Source organism: Nostoc sp. MS1 (assembly GCF_019976755.1).
Lineage (GTDB): Bacteria > Cyanobacteriota > Cyanobacteriia > Cyanobacteriales > Nostocaceae > Trichormus.
Genome location: NZ_AP023441.1, coordinates 4,804,898 through 4,825,952 on the forward strand (window position 1 = coordinate 4,804,898; position 21,055 = coordinate 4,825,952).

The 21,055-nt window shown below is 38.4% G+C and carries 11 protein-coding genes; 8 read left to right on the forward strand and 3 right to left on the reverse strand.

The window, feature by feature from the left end; genetic code table 11:
- The first annotated feature begins 795 nt into the window (after positions 1-795).
- Positions 796-1,032 (forward strand): hypothetical protein, encoded by a 237-nt coding sequence (locus NSMS1_RS20845; protein WP_224086656.1) that lies wholly within the window; start codon positions 796-798, stop codon positions 1,030-1,032.
- Between the two features lie 236 nt (positions 1,033-1,268).
- Here NSMS1_RS20845 and nadB read toward each other — a convergent pair whose 3' ends face one another.
- From nadB to NSMS1_RS20860, 3 genes are all read right to left on the reverse strand, one after another.
- The gene (nadB, locus tag NSMS1_RS20850; RefSeq protein ID WP_224086657.1) at positions 1,269-2,948 is read right to left on the reverse strand and encodes an L-aspartate oxidase; all 1,680 of its coding nucleotides are present in this window, start codon (positions 2,946-2,948) and stop codon (positions 1,269-1,271) included.
- Between the two features lie 152 nt (positions 2,949-3,100).
- Positions 3,101-3,535, reverse strand: a complete 435-nt coding sequence (gene psbU / locus NSMS1_RS20855; RefSeq protein ID WP_224086658.1) for a photosystem II complex extrinsic protein PsbU — start codon at positions 3,533-3,535, stop codon at positions 3,101-3,103.
- Positions 3,536-3,894: 359 nt separating this feature from the next.
- Positions 3,895-4,677 (reverse strand): DUF3120 domain-containing protein, encoded by a 783-nt coding sequence (locus tag NSMS1_RS20860; RefSeq protein ID WP_224086659.1) that lies wholly within the window; start codon positions 4,675-4,677, stop codon positions 3,895-3,897.
- Positions 4,678-4,990: 313 nt separating this feature from the next.
- Between NSMS1_RS20860 and NSMS1_RS20865 the strand changes: the two genes are divergently transcribed.
- The 7 genes from NSMS1_RS20865 to NSMS1_RS20895 all read left to right on the forward strand — a co-directional run bounded on the left by NSMS1_RS20865 (position 4,991) and on the right by NSMS1_RS20895 (position 21,018).
- Positions 4,991-5,953, forward strand: coding sequence for an undecaprenyl-diphosphate phosphatase (locus NSMS1_RS20865; RefSeq protein WP_224086660.1), 963 nt, complete (start codon positions 4,991-4,993; stop codon positions 5,951-5,953).
- Positions 5,954-6,304: 351 nt separating this feature from the next.
- A complete protein-coding gene (locus NSMS1_RS20870; RefSeq protein WP_224086661.1) occupies positions 6,305-7,645 on the forward strand; it encodes a TIGR03279 family radical SAM protein in 1,341 nt (446 codons plus the stop codon).
- 91 nt (positions 7,646-7,736) lie between these two features.
- Positions 7,737-10,490 carry a glycoside hydrolase family 10 protein gene (locus NSMS1_RS20875; RefSeq protein ID WP_224086662.1) on the forward strand — a complete coding sequence of 918 codons (2,754 nt, stop codon included), beginning with the start codon at positions 7,737-7,739 and terminating at the stop codon, positions 10,488-10,490.
- 487 nt (positions 10,491-10,977) lie between these two features.
- A complete protein-coding gene (locus NSMS1_RS20880) occupies positions 10,978-15,702 on the forward strand; it encodes a PAS domain S-box protein (protein WP_224086663.1) in 4,725 nt (1,574 codons plus the stop codon).
- Positions 15,703-15,715: 13 nt separating this feature from the next.
- Positions 15,716-16,927: an EAL domain-containing response regulator gene (locus NSMS1_RS20885; protein ID WP_224086664.1), complete on the forward strand. Its 1,212-nt coding sequence runs from the start codon at positions 15,716-15,718 to the stop codon at positions 16,925-16,927.
- Positions 16,928-17,080: 153 nt separating this feature from the next.
- Positions 17,081-18,229 carry a response regulator gene (locus tag NSMS1_RS20890; RefSeq protein ID WP_224086665.1) on the forward strand — a complete coding sequence of 383 codons (1,149 nt, stop codon included), beginning with the start codon at positions 17,081-17,083 and terminating at the stop codon, positions 18,227-18,229.
- Between the two features lie 557 nt (positions 18,230-18,786).
- On the forward strand, positions 18,787-21,018 hold the full coding sequence (locus tag NSMS1_RS20895; protein WP_317986523.1) for an NACHT domain-containing NTPase: 2,232 nt from the start codon (positions 18,787-18,789) through the stop codon (positions 21,016-21,018).
- Positions 21,019-21,055 lie beyond the last annotated feature (37 nt).

Here is a 21,055-nt window from a genome sequence, read left to right on the forward strand (position 1 = left end):
GTCGGATACCCTATCTGTTCGCGCCGCGTCTCGTAAAGAGCGCCAATTCCCTATGCAGCGACTGGGCTGCTCTGGCAAAATTAAGCCCATCACGAATTGCCATAACACTAGTTTACTGAGTATAGATGAGCGGATTTACGTATTTATGAATCATCAATGTGTCATGGAGATTATAAGAGCGGGCTTTTTTAAAGTAATTTTAATATTAAAAATCTATACAAAATATTTATTACTTATGTCAATTTACAGATGTATATGCCTATTTTGTACTTAGAACGGTAAAAGTCTTCACATCAACATTAAATATTTGTAAAAATTTACTGAAAGTGATATAAATAATCTTTACAAAGAATTAATAAAGTAGATATCTTCTACTTAACCATTACATATTAGTTACAAACTATGATTTCAAAAAACGCATTTTTCTTACGTAATAGTACGCAAATAAATACTATCAGTGTGAGTATATACACTTGCAAATATTAAGAAATAGTTAAAAAAACATGAGGGCTATATTTCTCCTGTGGTAATTAATGAATATATCTAACTCTAGATTGAGAAATAGTTATAACCACAGGTAGGTGTTTATAATCTGCTATCGGTTATATTGCTTAATTATGGCCAGCGTTATGAGGGCAAATTCTTTAAAGAATCCGACTTCTAAACGTGATCGTAGTTAAGTTTTTCTTTCGCAGTCGAACCATAAATTCACCGAAAATTTAATTTTTAGGAAATCTCGGTTTTGCTTTTGTAAATAATTAATGATCTTTTAATAAACCAGAATTTTAAAAATTTATGAAAACTAACTTGACGGTCATCGGAGTCTTGATATTTTGCATTAGTGCCAGCGTAATTATTCCCAAGGTGGCAGATGCTACTGGAAATACAAAATCTTCGCTATCATCAGATGTTTCTAGCGATCGCCAAGCAATTAAACAAAGCTCTGGGCAAATAGCCATAAATTCACGGGAAGTATATGTCCCTCCAAATTATGGTGGGCCAGATAGCCAGCATGGAAGCGGCACTCGCTAAGTACTTTATTATTTAAAGTATGTTTTTCAGGTTTTTAATCAAATCAAGTTATGAAATCTTAGTGCCAAAGCCGGAACAGATATTTAGTCAACGGCTTCATTTACTTGAGGATTCCATGAAGACATTAACTTCAGTTAGGGATTACTGAAGCTGAGTATGATGTTATAGAAGCGCTTTCTCATCTACAAGGTAGTATATGGAAAATAAACTCTTAGTTGAACATACTTAAGTATTATTTAAGATTTTATAATCTGGGATTTCTGCCATCGGTATTTCTGCACTACTGTATGAACTTGCCACTCAGGATTGGGTTGGGGATAGTCTAAACGATAGTGTCCGCCACGGCTTTCCGTTCTAAAAGCAGCGCTTTGGAGAATTAAATAAGCAATATCGAGTAAGTTGCCAGTTTCTGCCCACAGCCGCAATTGGTGATCGATATCAGAAAAATTAAACCTGACTTGCTCGTTAGGTTGTAAAGATAAAAGAAACTGACTTAAAGGTAAATTGGCAAAATCTTCCTGCCACGATTCTACAGTAGCGATCGCCGCAGATAACGCAGACTGTTCTCGACAAATACCCGCACTTTGCCAGACTAGACGAGGTAGCTTCTCTCTGAGTGTGGCTAACTGTGCTTGCTGATGTTGCCACTCGCGCTCATCAAGGTTAAATTCTTGCGTAGGTAGGGCTGGTGTTGCTGATGGTAACTTTACATCAGCCAACTTGATATTTGCTAACTGCGCTCCAAATACAATACATTCCAATAGTGAATTACTGGCTAAACGATTAGCTCCGTGTACACCCGTACTTGCAGTTTCTCCCACTGCATACAACCCTGGTATATTGGTTTGATTCTGCAAATCGGTAGCAATTCCCCCCATCCAATAATGGGCGGCTGGGGCTACGGGAATTGGTTCATGAAAAACATCTATGCCCCAACGCTGACACACTTTAACGATGTTGGGAAAACGATGACGAATCTGATCTTCGGGAATAGGGCGCATATCTAGCCACACATGGGCCGTAGCTGGATCAACTGCTGTACGTTGTAAATGACTAAAGATGGCTCGACTCACTACATCTCTGGGCGCTAATTCTCCAGCCGGATGATAATCAAAAGCAAATCGCCGCCCTTCATTGTCTACTAGATGTGCGCCTTCGCCGCGAACAGCTTCACTGATGAGGAAACGGTCTGCACCAGGTTTAGTTAGGGCTGTAGGGTGAAATTGCACAAACTCCAAATCGCGGAGAATTGCCCCAGCCCGCCAAGCAATGGCGACTCCATCACCTGTACTCACGGCCGGGTTAGTAGTTTGGGCGAATACCTGACCGCCGCCACCTGTTGCTAAGACCACAGCCCCAGCCCTAATCCAGCTAATAGCACCTTGATAAAATAGACTAATTCCCTGACAATGACCAGTTTGGGGTTCTAGCCATAAACTCAAAGCCAAAGCTTGTTGAATTACTTGAATATTTTCACGGCGTAATACTTGGGCTGCGAGAGTGGTTGTTACTTCTCTTCCTGTAGTGTCGGCGGCGTGGAGAACACGGTTACGGGAATGGGCTGCTTCTAATGTTAATGCTAAAGCTTGTCCATGACGGTCAAAAGCAACGCCTAAATTCACTAAAGATTTGATACAACTAGGAGCATGTTCCGCTAAAAACCTGACGGCTGCAACATCACACAAACCCGCCCCCGCCTGGAGTGTATCTTCAATATGTAATGCTGGTGAATCATCTGGGGCGATCGCAGCTGCTATACCACCCTGCGCCCAATCACTAGCAGATAACGCAACCGTTTCTTTGGTAATCAAACCAACTCGTAAGGATTCTGGCAAACACAATGCTGTATATAGTCCAGCCGCACCAGCACCGACTACTAAAACATCAAATTGGCTAGGAATATCTATCTTGGACAATGTTAGGGAGTAGGGAGTAGGGAGTAGGGAGTAGGGAGTAGGTAATTACGAATTACGAATTACGAATTACCCATCCCCTTCTTTAATAATAAGACTCCCACCCTCTGAGATAGAGAGTGGGTGAGTCTTGTTAACAGTAAATACAAAAGCAATTATCTGTAAATACCGTTGTTCAAGCGATCATCACCTTCGTTGAAGGCTGGTTCATAATCTGTAACTGTGAAGTTATCAAAATTAGCTTGTAAGATTTGTTTTTGGCGATCGCTCAATCCTGGCAGATCCAATACATCCTCTACTTTAGAGTAGGGAGCGTTTTGGATAATTTTCTTAGCCAGAGTGGGATATAAACCTGGATATTGTTGAAAAGCTCTGATATTGGTATTGTTCAAATCGACTTTTTTACCAAATTCAGTTGCTAGTTTTGCATCTGCCCGATTTAATCTTTCAGATTCAACTGCCAAAACTGGCACTTGAGGAACCAAAAAACTTTGTAAACTAGCAGCTTGGGCATTCTGAGTTGTTCCCAACCATCCCCAGCAGCCCAGCAACAAACTAAATACTGTTAATAAACGCACCAATCCTTTCACGATTTTTTCACCTCTTTCCATCAAACTGAAAATAACAGCTTTAACAGTTATCAGTTAACAGTTATCAGTTAGCAGTTAAATTCTTGGGGGAAACACCCATTGCTGGTAGGCGTTGGTAGTTGGTGAAGCACCATACCATGTACCCTTGCTGACTGTTCACTGTTCACTGTTCACTGATCTGGCTCATTCAACACACAGCAGCCATCAGAAACTAATATACAGCTTATTAATGGCCACAATATTTGGTGTTTGTCAGTTGATAGTTGTCATTAGTCATTAGTCCACAGTCAAAAGGTAAAAGACAGGAGTTAATATCATCTCCCCTTACTTCCTACTCCCTACTCCCCACTCACCTCGTATTATGCTGTCAAGGCGGCTATTAAAAATAGGCTGTCTACCAAGATTGTGCTTAAAACTGCGCCACCAAAGGCATACCAGTGTCGCTGCTTTTGATTTAAGGGGATAGTTCCGGCTATGAGTAGTCCTAAACCCAGAATAACTGCCCAGCCTATACCCCAAGGTGTTTGCACTTGAGCAACAGCTGATTGTAAAATCGGTGATACATTTGCAGGTTCTACTAACATGATTTGCCGCCAATAGGGCATTAAATCTACTACATAAAAATATACATCTGTTAATACTGTGCCGAGTAAGGAACCTAGATAAAACCAATTGCCTACTTTGCCCCAATTACGGTACAAACACCAACAGGCAAAAGGCAAACCTATAGATTCTACTGGTAAATGCCACAAGGGTTCCCAGCGTAGCCAACCCCAGTAAATTCCGCCAGCCAGCCAACTCCAGCTAAAGCCGAAAAGCAAGTCACCCCAAACATAGGTGGCTGGACGAGACATTAATTTAAAACTGAGCCATATCCAAAAGCCTGTCATCGCTAAACTAACAGCAGGTAGCGATCGCACTAATGGTGCTTCTATAAATACAGGCACTGATACCAGAAATACTGCTGCTGCAAACACTAGCCATGTTTGCCGAGAAACTAAGGCTAAGGGCAAAGAAGGAGAGGCTTCTAATGTAGATTCCAAATCTCTAATATTATTTTTCTGCCCAGCGTCGCTTTGCTGTAATTCTGTAATATCTGTTGTGGTAGAAGCTGCGTAAGATGCCAATGTATTATTAATCAAAGTTTTAATAATTGTTACTAATCTTTATATTACTCAAAATAACATACTCAATAATCCCCCCTGGGGGCATATTTATAATACCACGATTAAAGTGGGGAGTGGGGGAGGTGGGGAAGATGAGGGAGTGGGGGGAGATGGGGAGATGAGGAGGAAAAGCCACTGACAACTTAACTAATGACTATTAACTAATGACTATTGACTAATGACTATTGACTATGGACTAATGACTAATGTGTTATTTTCCTGGGAGCTTATCTAGTTAGCTGTTTGTTTATTTAATTGTTTGTAGATTACAGCGATCGCAGGTAAAGTAATGACTTTATTCAAACGTCAGTGGTTCGTGCTAGTTAGTGTAGTATCGGCGGTTTTGTCGATAGTTGTGTTTCCTTTAGAGGTTTTTAGCGCCCCTCCTGGTTCGGTAGATACTGGGGTGCAGCAGATGAATGTTTTCCAGGCGATTGTTTTGGGTTTTGTCCAGGGAATCACCGAGTTCTTACCAATTAGTAGTACAGCGCACCTCAAAGTCGTGCCTGTTGCCTTGGGTTGGGGTGATCCGGGGGTAGCTTTCACAGCTATTATCCAGTTGGGGAGTATTGCGGCTGTGCTGTGGTATTTTTGGGGGGATTTGACAAAGTTAATCGGCGGAGCCACAAGAGCGATCGCCTCCAAAAATTACGAAGATTATGATTTGCGTCTATCTTTAGGCATAATTTTGGGAACGATACCTATCGTATTTTTCGGATTATTAATTAAAAAATTTATCCCCGATTTTGATAATTCACCCATTAGAAGTTTAAGTGCGATCGCTATTGCCTCAATAGGAATGTCATTATTATTGGGGGTGGCAGAAAAATTAGGCAAACGTGAGCGAGATTTTGAACATCTGACAATGCAAGATGGGTTGTTAATGGGTTTAGCCCAATCACTGGCTTTAATTCCCGGTGTCTCTCGTTCTGGTTCCACCCTCACAAGTGGTTTATTTATGGGTTTACAACGGGAAACAGCCGCCAGATTCTCGTTTTTGCTAGGGATACCCGCTATTACTTTGGCTGGGTTAGTAGAGTTAAAAGACGTTGTAGGAGAAGGTATAGGCGATGGGGGATTACTGCCGCTAATTGTTGGCGTGATTTCTGCCACCATTTTTTCTTATATTGCGATCGCTGGCTTACTCCGCTTTCTCAAAACTCAAAGTACCTGGGTGTTCATTTGGTATCGATTAGCCTTTGGCATAGCCATCTTAAGCGCAATTAATGCTGGGGTTTTGCAGAATAGGTAGGGACTCAATCAGTTGACAGTTGACAGTTTACAGTTATTTCCATTGTGGGCTGTTGACCGTACTAATTTTAGATTTTAGATTTTAAATTTTGGATTATTTTTGGTTCAAGCCCTGCCCCTAGTGGGCAGAACAAATCGCGCTGCTTCGTCAATCCAAAATCTCCAAGCTGCATCCCCTTGTGGGTGCAGTCAATCCAAAATCGTCAATCCAAAATCTAAAATTGTTTGACTGTGGACTATTGACTATTGACTGTTGACTGAGACTTCTAATCATCATTTATGTTCTAAATCCTACTGCCATTAGTCTATATTCATAAGTAGTGACTACTTATGAAGACTTGGCTTTTGACTCATGGCTGGCATTCTTCCTGCCCGTATTACTAAAGTTTTACCCGATTCGATCGCTGCTGAAATTGGCTTTGAGGCGGGGGATGCGATTGTAGCTATTAATGGTACACCCCCGCGCGATTTAATTGATTATAAATTTTTATGCTCTGATGAGTTTCTAGAATTAGAAGTTTTGGATGCCTCCGGCAAAACTCATCATATAGAAATTGAGAAGGAATATGACGAAGACCTGGGGTTAGAATTTGAAACTGCGTTGTTTGATGGTCTGATTCAGTGCAATAATCGCTGTCCGTTTTGTTTTATTGACCAGCAGCCCCCAGGTAAGCGTTCCAGTCTGTATTTAAAAGATGATGACTATCGGTTGAGCTTTTTGTATGGCTCTTACTTAACTCTTACCAATTTACCCCAAAGCGAATGGCGCAGGATTGAACAGATGCGCCTGTCTCCCTTGTATGTATCCGTTCATGCTACGGAACCGGATGTGAGAGTGAGGCTATTAAAAAATCCCCGTGCGGCGCAAATATCGGATCAGTTGCGATGGTTCCAAGAAAGAAGGTTGCAAATCCATGCCCAAGTAGTAGTTTGTCCTGGTATAAATGATAGCAAACATTTGGAACAAACACTACGGGATTTAACGTCATTTCATGATGGGGATGTGCCTACCGTTGCTTCAGTTGCAGTTGTACCAGTCGGGTTAACTAGATTTCGTCCCGCAGAAGACGAACTCGTACCTGTGACTAGGGAAAAAGCCCAAGAAGTGATTGCCCAAGTGCGATCGCTTACTCAAGAATTTCGCCAAAAATTTGGTTCTAACGTAGCTTGGTTGGCAGACGAATGGTTTTTGATTGCAGGTGAGGAATTACCCAGCGAAGCCGAGTACGAAGAATATCCACAAATTGATAATGGCGTAGGTTCCATTCGGTTATTTCTCAAACAATTTGCGGAAACTGCAACACAATTATTACCAGCAAAAATTGACGAGCCAAAAAAGTTAACTTGGGTGGTTGGTAATGCTGTAGAAAAAGCTTTTCAACCAATTCTCGCCAGATTAAATGCTGTAGAAGGATTGGAAGTAAGTATGAAAGCTTTATCTAGTGATTACTGGGGACAAGCTATTAGTGTTACCGGATTAATTACAGGTCATGATTTACTGTTAAATCTCAAAGGTCAAGATTTAGGTGCAGGAATTTTGCTACCTAAAGTCATGCTCAAACATGGAGAACTAGTTTTTTTAGATGATACGACTGTTGAGGAAGTAGCCCAACAATTACAAACTAAAATTTTTCCAGTAGCCGGAGTAGAAGAACTTATAAATACTTGCATTACTGATAGTGTAAGCATTTAAAACTTCAAACTCAGTCTTTTCGCCGATGTAAATTGCTATTAATTTACTTCATAAATAATAGGAAAACATTAATTAGCAGGGGATATATATAGTGAAGAATCGCCAGAAAATCAATACAGTAGATTACAAAGTATTAATTAAAAAAACAGGATTCTTCCTTTTTCCTCTGCAAATAATTATTCTTAATTGTGTTGATATTTTGACAGTCAAGGCAGCAGAAAAACCTGTTTTAAGTGTAGTGCAAAGTCAAGAAAATGCCCAGCATTGGACAGGAATTACCAAGCGTTTACAAAGTATAAATGTAGACTATTGCGTCATTTCTTTGACAAGTGTCAAGAGTGCAGCAGATTGGGGCGATCGCAGCATATTATTCTTACCAAATATCGAAACTTTAACACCAACCCAAGCTCTCACCTTAGAAGAATGGAAAAGTAAAGGCGGGAACCTCATTGCAAGCGGCCCTGCTGGTAGCCTCTCTACCCCAGGTGTTCGTCAATTATTAAAAACCCTCTTGGGTGGTTATTGGGGATTTAGCCTTAAAGATAAACAACCGCTCAAACCCCCAACCAAAGTTAATTATTCCTGGGTGAATAATAAGGGATTATTTGGTAATGTACATGGTGGCGTTTTAATACCCAATAACACTACTAGCCAAGCTGTTGCGATGTGGAATGGCGCAGGTAATTTTGCCGCCGTCGTCTCAACTGAGCGCACCACATTTTTGGGCTGGCGTTGGGGAGTCGATACAGCATCCACAACAGAATTAGATAGTGCTTGGTTAAAAGCTGCACTAAACCGTTACTCATCATCCAAAAACACAAAAAAAATAGCTGGTGCTTCCTCCAGTTGCACAACATCAGTAGCTTCTGTACCCAGTGAGCAGAGGAGCAGGCGAGCAAACGCACAGATAAATAATAATTCTTCTCCCTCCCGTGTTGCTGCCATCGCCCCTACTCCTTCAGTTTCTCCTATGCCTTCCCCTAAGCCACCTAAAGCAGAGGAAGCAATAGATCAACTAGAACAACAAGTACGCTGGAATGTTGCCCCTAATTCTAATGCACCGATCGCACCTAGTGAAGCGATCTCTATGCAGCAAGAGATAGAAAATCTCATTGGACGAGTAGAAAGTTCCCATTTAGCGGCATTAGTGAATGATGGTAATACCTTAAACTCTCAGTCTACAAAAGCAGAAGTCACCCAAAACCCCAACACTCCAACTTCCATCTCTAACAAAGAGCAAGTTGTAGCACAAGCAAGAACAGTCGCCAAAAACTTACCTCAGTTGATTGCCAATAAAAATTATGCGTTGGCTCGTCAACAATGGCTCGCAATCAAAACAAATCTGTGGAAGCAATTTCCTATAGATCGCAGATTAGCACCAGCCGAAATTCGCGCAGTATGGTTTGATAGGGGAACAATTGTCCGTGCTGGTAGTGAAGAAGAATTAGCCAAAATTTTTGACCGTTTGGCGCAAGCTGGCATCAATACTATCTTTTTTGAAACAGTCAACGCTGGCTATACAATCTACCCCAGTAAGGTTGCACCACAGCAAAATCCCTTAATTCGCGGTTGGAACCCCTTAGCCTCAGCAGTGAAATTAGCCCATGAGCGAGGAATGGAAATACACGCTTGGGTTTGGACATTCGCGGCTGGAAATCAGCGTCATAATCAATTACTCAAAATTGACCCAAATTATCCTGGCCCAGTCCTAGCGGCTCATCCTGATTGGGCAAACTACGACCAGCAAGGCAAAATGATTCCCTCCGGTCAAACTAAGCCGTTCTACGATCCTGCCAATCCTGAGTTACGTCAGTATTTACTCAAACTTTACGAGGAAATTGTCACTGAATATCAGGTGGATGGGTTACAGCTAGATTACATTCGCTATCCTTTCCAAGACCCAGCCGCAGGACACAGTTATGGCTATGGTAAAGCAGCCATAACCCAGTTTCAACAATTGACAGGTGTAGATCCGATGAAGATTACTCCAAGTCAAACACAATTGTGGCAGGAATGGACAAAATTTCGTACCCAACAAGTTGATACTTTTGTTAGTCAAGTTTCCCAAATGTTGCGTCAGCAACACCGCAACTTGATTTTATCTGTGGCTGTTTTCCCTCTTCCAGAATACGAGCGTATCCAAAAAATTCAACAGCACTGGGAAGCTTGGGCTAGACAGGGGGATGTAGATTTAGTTGTGCCTATGACCTATGCCCAAGATACGGTACGTTTCCAAACTCTCGCAAAACCTTGGATAGCTTCAACACAATTAGGTTCTGCTTTGCTCGTACCCGGTATCCGCTTGCTTTCCTTATCAACATTAGGTACATTTGACCAACTGCAATTAGTGCGCGATTTACCAGTAAGTGGTTATGCCTTGTTCGCAGCCGAAAATTTCAATCAAGATTTGCATAGGCTTTTCAGTAATACTCAAGGACGACTACAATCTCCCATTACTGAACCTCTGCCTCATCGTCAACCTTTCCAAAGCGCCTTAAATCGTTATATTGCTTTGAGACGAGAATGGCAGTTGACGCTACAAACTGACAAGCAACAAACAACAGAGAAAGGCATTGGCGACTTTTACAGCCAAGCAGAAATTATCCAGAATGCTTTAACTCAACTAGCCAGCACACCCTCGGCTAGTAAATTAGCGACAGCAAAAGCCAATTTGAATCGTTTTCAATCACTATTTCGAGTCTGGATGCGTCAACAACAGATAGAAAATAGCTATCAAATTAAAGCTTGGGAAAACCGTCTGATAAGTATAGAAAGACTATTAAACTACGGTGAAAAGCAATTAGATTCCAATTCTCAGCAGGGGGCTAATACGATAGGAAAATAGTTTATTTAAACGTATACAAGAGCGTTTAAAGATAAGCTTACGCTTATCATGAGATATATCAAATCCCTCTCCAAACCTCTCCCCTGCAAGGCTGTGGTGTATACACAAGTCTCATAATAGTTGAGCAATATTGTTTTACCCCTCTCCTTGCAAAGGATACGGTGTACACACAAATGAATTAATCACTTCCAATCTCGTTTTGTAGTTTTGTAGGGTGTGTTATCGCGCCAGCGTAACGCACCGTAAATCTGGGGATACAAGCCTCCCATACCTACGTTACATTCCGTTTTCAAGTTGGTGTTAATTACTATTATCGTAGGTGAACAGAGTCTATTACGAATTACGATAAGTTGTTGTATTTCTTCATAGGAAATTTATAGTATTTATACCCCAGACCTTATTATTTATTTAATATCAAAATATTAGAAGAGATTTAAAGCATTAGCTTTAGATAAGAATTATCGTATGCTAACCATAATCATGCTCTATGTCATTTATCCTTCACCATCTCTGGCTACGATATTTAAACTCAATTATTAACATTTCGCCACTGACGGTTGAGCCGGAAACATCTTTGTCAGAAGCAATTTCACAAATGGCTAGTCAAGGTGCGGATATTGTTGTAGCTGCCAATTCTCAAGTATTAGGCTATTTGTCAGCAAAGGATGTAGTCAAGCTGGTAGCCTTGGGTGTTGATTGGCAAACTACTAAAGTTTCTGAAGTGATGAATACCGTGGAGAGCGTTTTTCATATTTCACAGTTTCAGGATCTAGCTACAACTATTTCTATATTAGGTAAACATCAATCAAGTTGCTTGTTGGTGGTTGATGAACAAGAGCAGTTAATGGGAATAATTACTGCTGAAAGCATTTGTCAAGGGTTAGGCGTAGTAATTGAGTTGAATTATCAAGAACAAGTACAAACTTCCGAGGAACATTTAAACTTATTAGATTCAGCAATAGTTCACACAAATGATGCTCCAGCCAGTGAAGATAGTCTTTGGCGTATTGCTGATACCAAACCTGTATTAATTTGGATGTCTAGCACAGATACTCGATGTAATTTCTTTAACGAAAATTGGTTAGAATTTACGGGCAGCACTTTAGAAAAAGAAATAGGTAAAAGTTGGGCAGAATTACTGCATCCAGAAGATTTACAAAAGTTTTTAAATATTTATTTATCTGCCTTTCATGCTCGTGAGTGTTTCTCTGTAGAATATCGGCTACGACGAGTTAACGGAGAATACCATTGGTTTTTAAATACTGGTGTTCCCAAAGTGGCTACTGATGGTAGTTTTGAGGGTTATATTAGTTACTGTATAGATATTGATGAACATAAACGCGCTGTTGCGCAGTTAGAACATAGTAAAACTCGCTTTAAGTTGGTGTTAGAAGCAACGCATACCATATATTGGGAGCGAAACCTGAGTAATGAACAAATATCACTTCTCAATCTTGTTGACGAGTTAGGAGCAACTAGACAATTAAATCATCATGAAGCTCTTAGTTGTATCTATGCAGATGATAGAGCAAAAGTAGAGATGGCTGTTGAAGATGCGATCGCCAATTGTAGTTTCTTAGAAGTAGAGCATCGGATACTAATCGCAGAGGAAGCATCTGAGTATAAATGGTTTCTCTCAAGAGGTACAGTAATCACCGACGCAACAGGAAAACCCACTCGTATGACTGGCTTTTCGATGGATATTACCGACCGTGTGCAGGCACAAGCCGCGCTACAACAAGCGAACCAAGAGTTAGAACGGCGAGTTACAGAGCGTACTCTAGCCTTGGAGGAAGCAAATAGACAACTTTTGGCAGAAATTAGCGATCGCCAAATTGCCCAGGAACAACTGCGACAATCTCAACAAATGTTGCAGTTAATTATGGATACAATTCCCCAATGTATCTTTTGGAAAGATAACAATTCCGTCTTCATGGGCTGTAATCGTAACTTTGCCAAAATTTTAGGTTTTGAGCATCCAGAAAATATCGTCGGTAAAACCGACTATGATTTTCTCCCCAATCGACATAACGCCGACTTTTACCGCCAATGCGATGCTAGGGTGATGGAAAATAATCAGCCTGAGTATCACATCATTGAATCCTTACTGAAACCAGATGGTCAACAAATTTGGCTAGAAACAAATAAAGTTCCTCTCCATGATATCGAAGGTAATGTTGTTGGTATTCTTGGTACATTTGAAGATATTACTGAACGCAAGCTGGTACAAGAAGCTTTAGAAAAAAGTGAAGAACGTTTTCGCTTCTTAGCAGAATCTATTCCTCAACAGGTGTGGATAGCTCGACCAGACGGTTACATTGAATATGTGAACCAACGCACTCTAGAATACTTTGACTGTAAACCAGAAGCTATACTAGGCTGGCAGTGGTCACAATGGATACATCCTGATGACAGTCCCCGTTGCTTGGCAGCATGGGATCATTGTGTAGCTACTGGTGAACCTCTAGACCTTGAATTTCGCTGGTTCAGGGTGAAAGACCAAGCCTATCGCTGGCATTTAGGACGTGCGGTAGCCTTGCGTAATCAACAAGGCAATATTATTAATTGGTTTGGGACAAATACTGATATAGATGATCGCAAACGTACCGAACAAGCCTTAAGAGATAGCGAAGAAAGGTTCCGTAACTTAGTGGAAGCTAGCAGTGATTGGGTATGGGAAGTTGATGAGAACCTGGTTTATACATACGCCAGTCCAAAAATTAGAGATATTTTAGGTTACGAACCAGAGGAAATATTGGGCAGAACGCCGTTTGACCTCATGACACCAACAGAGGTGGAGCGTATCAAGATGATTGTTGCCCCAATTTATGCAGCAAAACAGCCATTAAAATGCTTAGAAAACTTTAATCTGCATAAAGATGGTTATTCAGTCGTTCTTGAAAGCAGTGCAGTGCCGGTTTTTGATACCACAGGTAAATTTTGTGGTTATCGAGGCATAGATCGAGATATCACTTTTCGTAAACAAGTAGAAAAAAATTTATATCAAACTCAACAGCAGTTACAAGCAATTTTGGATAACTCCTCGGCGTGTATTTATGTCATGGATAGCCAAAATAGATTTGTACTAATTAACCGACGGTATGAACAGTTATTTCATACGACCCAAGCAGAAATTATAGGCAAGAGTTTATACGAAACTTGGCCCCATGATATTGCTGATGGATTTGCAGTCAACAATAGAAAAGTGTTTACCGATGGTATTGCGGTAGAAGTGGAAGAAATTGTTAACCAAGAAGATGGTTTACATACTTACTTTAGTATTAAATTTCCTTTGAAAGACCAAAATGGTGTCACGTATGGTGTCTGTGGTATTTCTACAGATATGACAGATCGCAAGTTAGCAGAAAATTCTTTGTTACGTTTTCGCAAAGCAATGGAAAGCACAAGTGACGCTATTCACTTTAGTGATATTTTTGATAATAGTATTTATATTAACCCAGCCTTTCAAGAATTATACGGTTATAGTCTAGAGGAACTACAAACGGATGGGGGAGTATGTACAGTTTTTCAACAGCCTCAAGAACGGCAAACAATATTTGATACTGTTATTAAAGGCAATTCTTGGCGGGGTGAAGTGATAATGCGATCGCGCGATGGTCGTCTATTAAAAGTTGATGTCAGGTCTGATGCCCTGAAAGATAGTGATGGTAAAATTACGGGGATAGTATGTATTCATACAGATGTGACTCAACATCAGCAAATAGAGGAAGGCTTACGATTACGCGATCGGGCGATCGATGCTAGCAGTAACGGCATTATTATCGCTGATGCTACCACCCCCAACGGGCCAATTATCTATGTTAACCCTGCTTTTGAGCGCATGACTGGCTATACTTCAGAGGAAGTGATAGGGCAGAACTTCCGTATATTCCAAAGTGCGGATATCGACCAACCAGGATTACGGGAACTTAGCACTGCAATGCAGGCAGGAAAAGCTTGCACTGTAGTTTTGCGTAATTATCGTAAAGACGGCAGTTTGTTGTGGAACGAGTTAAATATCTCCCCTGTTTATGACCAAGCTGGTCAACTTACTCACTACATCAGCATCCAAACGGATATTACAGAACGCAAACAAACAGAAACAGCACTACTTGTTAGTCAACAGCGCCTACAATATTTACTAACTTCCAGCCCGGCTGTGATTTATACCAGTCAAACCTTTGGGGAATTTGCCAAACTATTTATTAGCGACAATGTGACCGCAATGACTGGCTATGAAGCAAGGGAATTTACAGAAAATCCTGGTTTTTGGGCTAGTCATATCCATCCAGATGACAAACCATCAGTCTTTCATCGACTATCTAACGTCTTGGAACGGAAAAGCTATAAGTTAGAATATCGTTTTTTACACAAAGATGGTAGCTATCATTGGATTTATGACCAAGGACGAGTGGTGCAAGATGACATAGATAATCCCATAGAAATGGTTGGTCATATAGTAGATATTACAGAACGCAAACAACTAGAAGAATACTTAAAGATAGCACTAGAGAAAGAGAAAGAATTAAGTGAACTGAAATCTCGATTTGTCTCGATGACTTCCCACGAATTTCGGACACCGTTGAGTACAATTCTGTCTTCATCTGAGTTATTAGAACACTACCGCCACAAATGGCCAGAGGAAAAACAACTCACTCACCTCCGGCGTATTCAAAATGCGGTGAAGCGAATGACAGAAATGTTAAATGACATTTTAATCATTGGTAAGGCAGAAGCAGGGAAACTAGAGTTTGTTCCTAAATCATTTGATGTTGTGGCATATTGCCGCACACTAGTAGAAGAAATTCAATTAAACCTGACTAATCAGCAAGTTGGTTTCATCACTGAATATGAATCTATGCCATGTTACATGGATGACAAACTTTTAGGACATATTCTTAGCAACTTAATTTCTAATGCTCTGAAATATTCGGCTTTTGATGGTCATGTGCAAGTTAAATTCTCTTGTCGAGATGATTACGCAATCTTTGAAGTTCAAGATTGGGGTATTGGTATTCCCCCAGAAGATATTACCCACTTATTTGAGTCATTTTATCGGGCAAAAAATGTGGGCAATATATTAGGTACTGGTTTAGGATTAGCAATTGTTAAAAAATGTATTGATATTTGTAAAGGTCAAATATTTGTCTCAAGTACCGTGGGTGTTGGTACAGTATTTACAGTGAATCTTCCTTTAAATAATCAAATATAAAAAGAGGTTAATAATGATTAAAATTTTAGTTATCGAAGATGAAGATTCAGTTAGGGAAAATATTTTAGATTTGTTACAAGCAGAAGATTTTGATACTGTGTCTGCTGCTAATGGACGAATTGGCATAGATTTAGCACTATCAGAATTTCCTGATTTAGTCTTGTGCGATATGATGATGCCTGAAGTTGACGGTTATGGTGTCTTATCAGCATTACGTCAAGAACCATTAACGGCAACCATTCCTTTTATCTTCCTGACAGCAAAATCTGCCAAAGCCGATTTCCGCCAAGGTATGGATATGGGCGCAGATGATTATCTCACTAAGCCATTTACTAGGGCGGAATTACTCAGTGCGATCATGAATCGCTTAGAAAGACAAGCTACTTTAAAAAAGCACTTAATCAATCAAACTGGATTAAAAATTTCATCTCCGAAAACACAGTTATTGGAGATGAGTTTACATAAAGTGGTCAAGCAAGAGAAGTTTCAAGAGTTTGAGATACAATACCAACCCATAGTTGATATCACTTCAGGAAAAATCATTGCTACAGAGAGCCTTTTACGTTGGCAAAGTCCAGAATTAGGTGCTATTTCTCCTTCAGAGTTCATTCCCTTAGCAGAATCTACGGGTTTAATTGTACCTATTGGTCAGTGGGTAATAGCTAAAGTTTGTCAACAAGCTAAAGCTTGGTATGATTCTGGTATAAATTGTTTGACCATTTCTATAAATTTATCTGCAGTTGAATTTAACAGACCAGATTTGATTCAAAAGATTACTGAAGCTTTAAAAATTAATAATCTAGATCCGCGTTGTCTGGAGCTAGAGCTTACTGAAAGTATGATCATGCAGGACTTAAATAATGCTATTTTTACAATGAATGAATTGCAATCTTTAGGGGTGAGAATAGCAATTGATGATTTTGGTACAGGTTACTCTTCTTTAATTTATCTGAAAAATCTACCAGTTAATACACTGAAAATCGACAGATATTTTATTCATAATGTGGCTAACGATAGGCAGAAATCAGCTATTACTAAAGCTTTAATTGAGATGTCACATAATATGAATATGCGTGTCATTGCTGAAGGTGTAGAAACAGAATCAGAATTATATTTTTTAAAACAAAATCAATGTGATGCTGTACAAGGTCTTTTCTTTAGTCGTTCTTTACCAGCAGTGGAGTTAGAAAATTTCTTATGGAATAACAAACATTTGTCTGTGTAAAAAATATTAAGTTTTTACCATTTATTTAAGTCAAATGCCATGATTACTGATATTGGTAATTGATGCTGACAGCGAAACAATTACCATCAGTTCTAATCTAAATAATTTTTACAAATTAATTGTAATTAAATAGTTTTTATTAATTAAACTAATATGAGTAAAATTCTTGTCATTGAAGATGATATTAATGTCAGACAAAATATATTAGATTTATTAGAAAATGAAGGATTTAATTTAATTGAAGCGCATAATGGGCTTCTTGGTGTGCAATTAGCTCAAGAAGAAATCCCAAATTTGATTATCTGCGATGTAATGATGCCTGAATTAGACGGTTATGGAGTGTTAAAAGCATTACGTCAAAGTCCAGAAACAGCAACAATTCCTTTAATTTTTTTAACTGCTAAGTCTGATAAAACTGACTTCCGTCAAGGAATGGAAATGGGAGCGGATGATTATATAGTTAAACCGTTTACAAGGAAAGAGTTATTGGCAGCGATCGCCTGTAGATTAGAGAAGAATAATATCATAAAAAATGAAAATCAAAGAAGGTTAGATAACTTACGTAATAGTATTGCTTTATCTCTACCCCATGAAATGCGGACACCTTTAAATGGGATATTAGGCTTTTCCCAAATTTTAATGGAAGAAAGTGATAATCTTGATTCGACTACAATTAAGGAAATGGCAGAATCAATTTATTTATCTGGGGAAAGGTTATTTGAATTGATTCAAAAATTTCTGATGTATGCAGAGTTAGAAATTACTAAAAATGACCCAGAACAAATTGAGTTTTTACAAAGCCAAACTACTACATTTCCTAATTTAACAATACTTGGTATTATTAAAGATAAAGCCAAAAAAGTAGACAGAGAAGCAGATTTGCAATTAGAACTGTATCCATGTCAAGTAAATATTGCTACTTCAAAAGTAGCAAAGATTGTAGAAGAGTTGCTTGACAATGCTTTTAAGTTTTCTTCTAAAGGCAGTATAGTTCAAATTAAAAGTCAGATTATTAACGGTGAATTAACTTTATCCTTTATTGATCATGGTCGCGGCATCACAGCAGCACAAATTGCCGAATTGGGTGCTTATCAACAATTTGAGCGTAAACTTTATGAACAGCAAGGTTCAGGCTTAGGTTTAATGATTGCCAAAAGTATAGCTGAAATACATGGAGGTAAGTTAAAAATTATAAGCAAACCACACCAAAATACCGTTGTACAAGTAATGCTACCTTGTAATCAAATTATAGAAAATACTCATGAAATTATTGGCTGTAAAAAATCGTCAAATTTCGTTTAGTTAAGCGTTATGAAAAGGCGAATACTTTTTAGCTAGTTATATATAGAAACCATAAATATTCATCTATCATGTAAAGAGTCTGTCTTTAAAGAATTTACATAATAAATAATTTATTTTTTAGATAAATCTATATTAATATAGCCATAGCCACATAAGATTAGGAGACTCTCAAAGCTTGAATGCAAGGAATAGTAAGACTTTATCTCCTGCTTCTCGTTATAACACAAGCTTGATTGCAATCTTTCTTTACAGTTTCCTATGTTTTAAGTAAAAGCTTAAGCATTGCTCAAAATCAGATTGCTCTATGGGCAATGCTCTAAGCTAGTTGGGTATGTAGATTTGGCTGACTCAAATTCTATTATCTACAATCGATGTTTGCGATCGCACTATAGTTTTGTATAACTTGATGTCTGAGTTGTATATTTTGTCTGTAAATGGGCAAACTACTAAAGTAGTTTACTGGTATTGTAATGAGCAAGCGATCGCTCCAAGCATCTGCTGAGGGTATTAGAAAAGCAAAGCAAGCTTTTAAACGTAAGGGATGGACTCAAGAATATTTGGCGGCGGAAGTGGGTTTAGAAACGCGCCAGTCTATATGGAAATTTTTTACTGGTAAACCTATTGACCGTCATGTATTCAATGATATCTGCTCTGCGCTAGAACTAGACACTTTAGAAATTTCTCAACAGCCAGATGTAGGTAATTTATCTTTAGAACGTCATGAATCTAACCCACTTGATATTGAACATTTGGTGCAGAAGCTGCGCTCTGTTTGTGAGAATAGAATCCAAGCTCAATGTAGTATATTACATCTTTTAGATATTGCTCGACCTATTTATCTTCATGATATTTATGTCGATATCGATGTCTGCGAAGAAATTACTCATAAACAATGGTTAAAAATTGAAGATTTACAAAAGCTAGATTTTGATAATATTTCTGCTTCTTTCAGAGAAAAATATCAAAAAAAAATTGGGGGTATAGAGGCGATTACAAAATATACCAAAATTATTTTATTGGGAAAAATAGGTGCTGGTAAAACCACATTTTTACAATCAATTGCTTTAAGTTGCGTTCAGGGAAACCTTCAAGCAGACTACTTACCTATTTTTATCAACCTTAAGAGCTTTGCTGAAGATGTTAAGGATGCTCGTCAGCTTAGTTTATTTCAATATATACATAATTATTGGCTGAACTATGAAATTTTAGAAACAGAGCTAAGTACAGTCTTGTCGCATGGTAGAGCCTTAGTTTTGTTAGATGGTTTAGATGAAATTGTAGGAGAAAATTATGATAAGGTTTTTAATAAAATTCGTAGTTTTATAAATAAGTTTTATAAGAATAAAATAATTATTAGTTGTCGTTCAGCTTTACATGATTATAGTTTTCATAGTTTCACGGAATTAGAAATTGCTGATTTTAATAAACTAAAAATTGCTGAATTTGTAAATAAATGGTTTTTGTCTGTAGCACAAAATTCTCCATCTACTTCACAAATATTGGCAAATAAATTTATGCACAAGCTGGATTTACTAGAAAATATATATATTTTAGAATTATGCAGAACTCCTCTTCTATTAATTTTCTGTTGTTCCCTATTTCAGTCAACAACAGATTTTTCCAGCCATAATTTTGAAATTTATAAGCAAGCATTAGATATTTTACTTGTACGCTGGGATGAAATCAAAGGAATACCAGATAGGCAATTTGTTCCTAACTTATCTTTGTTAGACAAAGTTAAAATACTTAGCAGAATAGCAGCGAGTAGTTTTTATCAAGGTGATAATTTCATCACAGGAAGCAAATTGCAACAAATTATAACTGATTATTTATTTAATCAATCAAACATAACTACTGATGCAGATGCCTTAGAGATAGATAGTAAAAAAATTATTAAAATAATTGAACTACAACATGGATTGTTAGTTGAAAGAGCAAGAGGAATTTACTCTTTTTCTCATTTAATATTTCAAGAGTATTTTACAGCTAGAGAAATAGTTGCTCGTGCTGATAGTCAAACGTTGCAGCATCTTGTCATTCATCTTTGCGATCATCGGTGGTTTCAAGTATTTTTGATCAGTATGTCTATGCTCAAGTCAGCAGATGATTTATTAAAATTAATTAAACAAAAGATTGATTATTTAGCTGTTAGTAATATTAAGCTATATCATTTTTTGAAATGGGTAGAACACAAATCTTCACAGGTAAGTTCTATTTATCAGCGTGCTAGTGTGCGTGCTTTTTATTTTACTATTGCTTTACCCCCAGAGCATCCCTTAGCTTGTAATCAAGATTTAGCTATTACTTTAGAGCATCAGTTTACTGGTGGCTTGTCTATAGAATTAGCAATAGATTTAGCTTTAACTCATGCACTAGCTGTAAGTTTGACAATGACTGCTGATATTTTATTTGCTAGGTTATCTGCCTTAAATTTAGCTCTTGATTTAAAACATTTGTTAATAGATGATTTATCTTTACATAGTTCACTGCAATATTTAAAACAACAGTTACCTTCTGCTACCCAAGGTAAGGAAAGTTTAAAAAATTGGTGGTTAGCTCATGGACAAGCTTGGACTGACGAGTTAAGAAGTCTAATGATTAATGCTCGTCAAATTGGCTTAAATTGGCATTTCAATCAACAGGATTTACAGGATTTACAGCAATATTGGAATGCAAATAAGTTACTGATAGACTGTCTCAAGTGTACCAAAGATATTTCACCTAACTTACGTTCTCATCTAGAAACCACTTTATTTTTAACTAAAGTGGTTGAATTAGATGAAAAATAAATTTTCGTTTAAACGTGTTTAGATTCACTTAAACCAA

Coding starts and splice junctions, on each gene's coding strand:
- NSMS1_RS20880 (WP_224086663.1), top strand. CDS start 10,978: ATGTCATTTATCCTTCACCATCTCTGGCTACGATATTTAAACTCAATT.
- NSMS1_RS20890 (WP_224086665.1), top strand. CDS start 17,081: ATGAGTAAAATTCTTGTCATTGAAGATGATATTAATGTCAGACAAAAT.
- NSMS1_RS20870 (WP_224086661.1), top strand. CDS start 6,305: ATGGCTGGCATTCTTCCTGCCCGTATTACTAAAGTTTTACCCGATTCG.
- NSMS1_RS20865 (WP_224086660.1), top strand. CDS start 4,991: ATGACTTTATTCAAACGTCAGTGGTTCGTGCTAGTTAGTGTAGTATCG.
- NSMS1_RS20885 (WP_224086664.1), top strand. CDS start 15,716: ATGATTAAAATTTTAGTTATCGAAGATGAAGATTCAGTTAGGGAAAAT.
- NSMS1_RS20845 (WP_224086656.1), top strand. CDS start 796: ATGAAAACTAACTTGACGGTCATCGGAGTCTTGATATTTTGCATTAGT.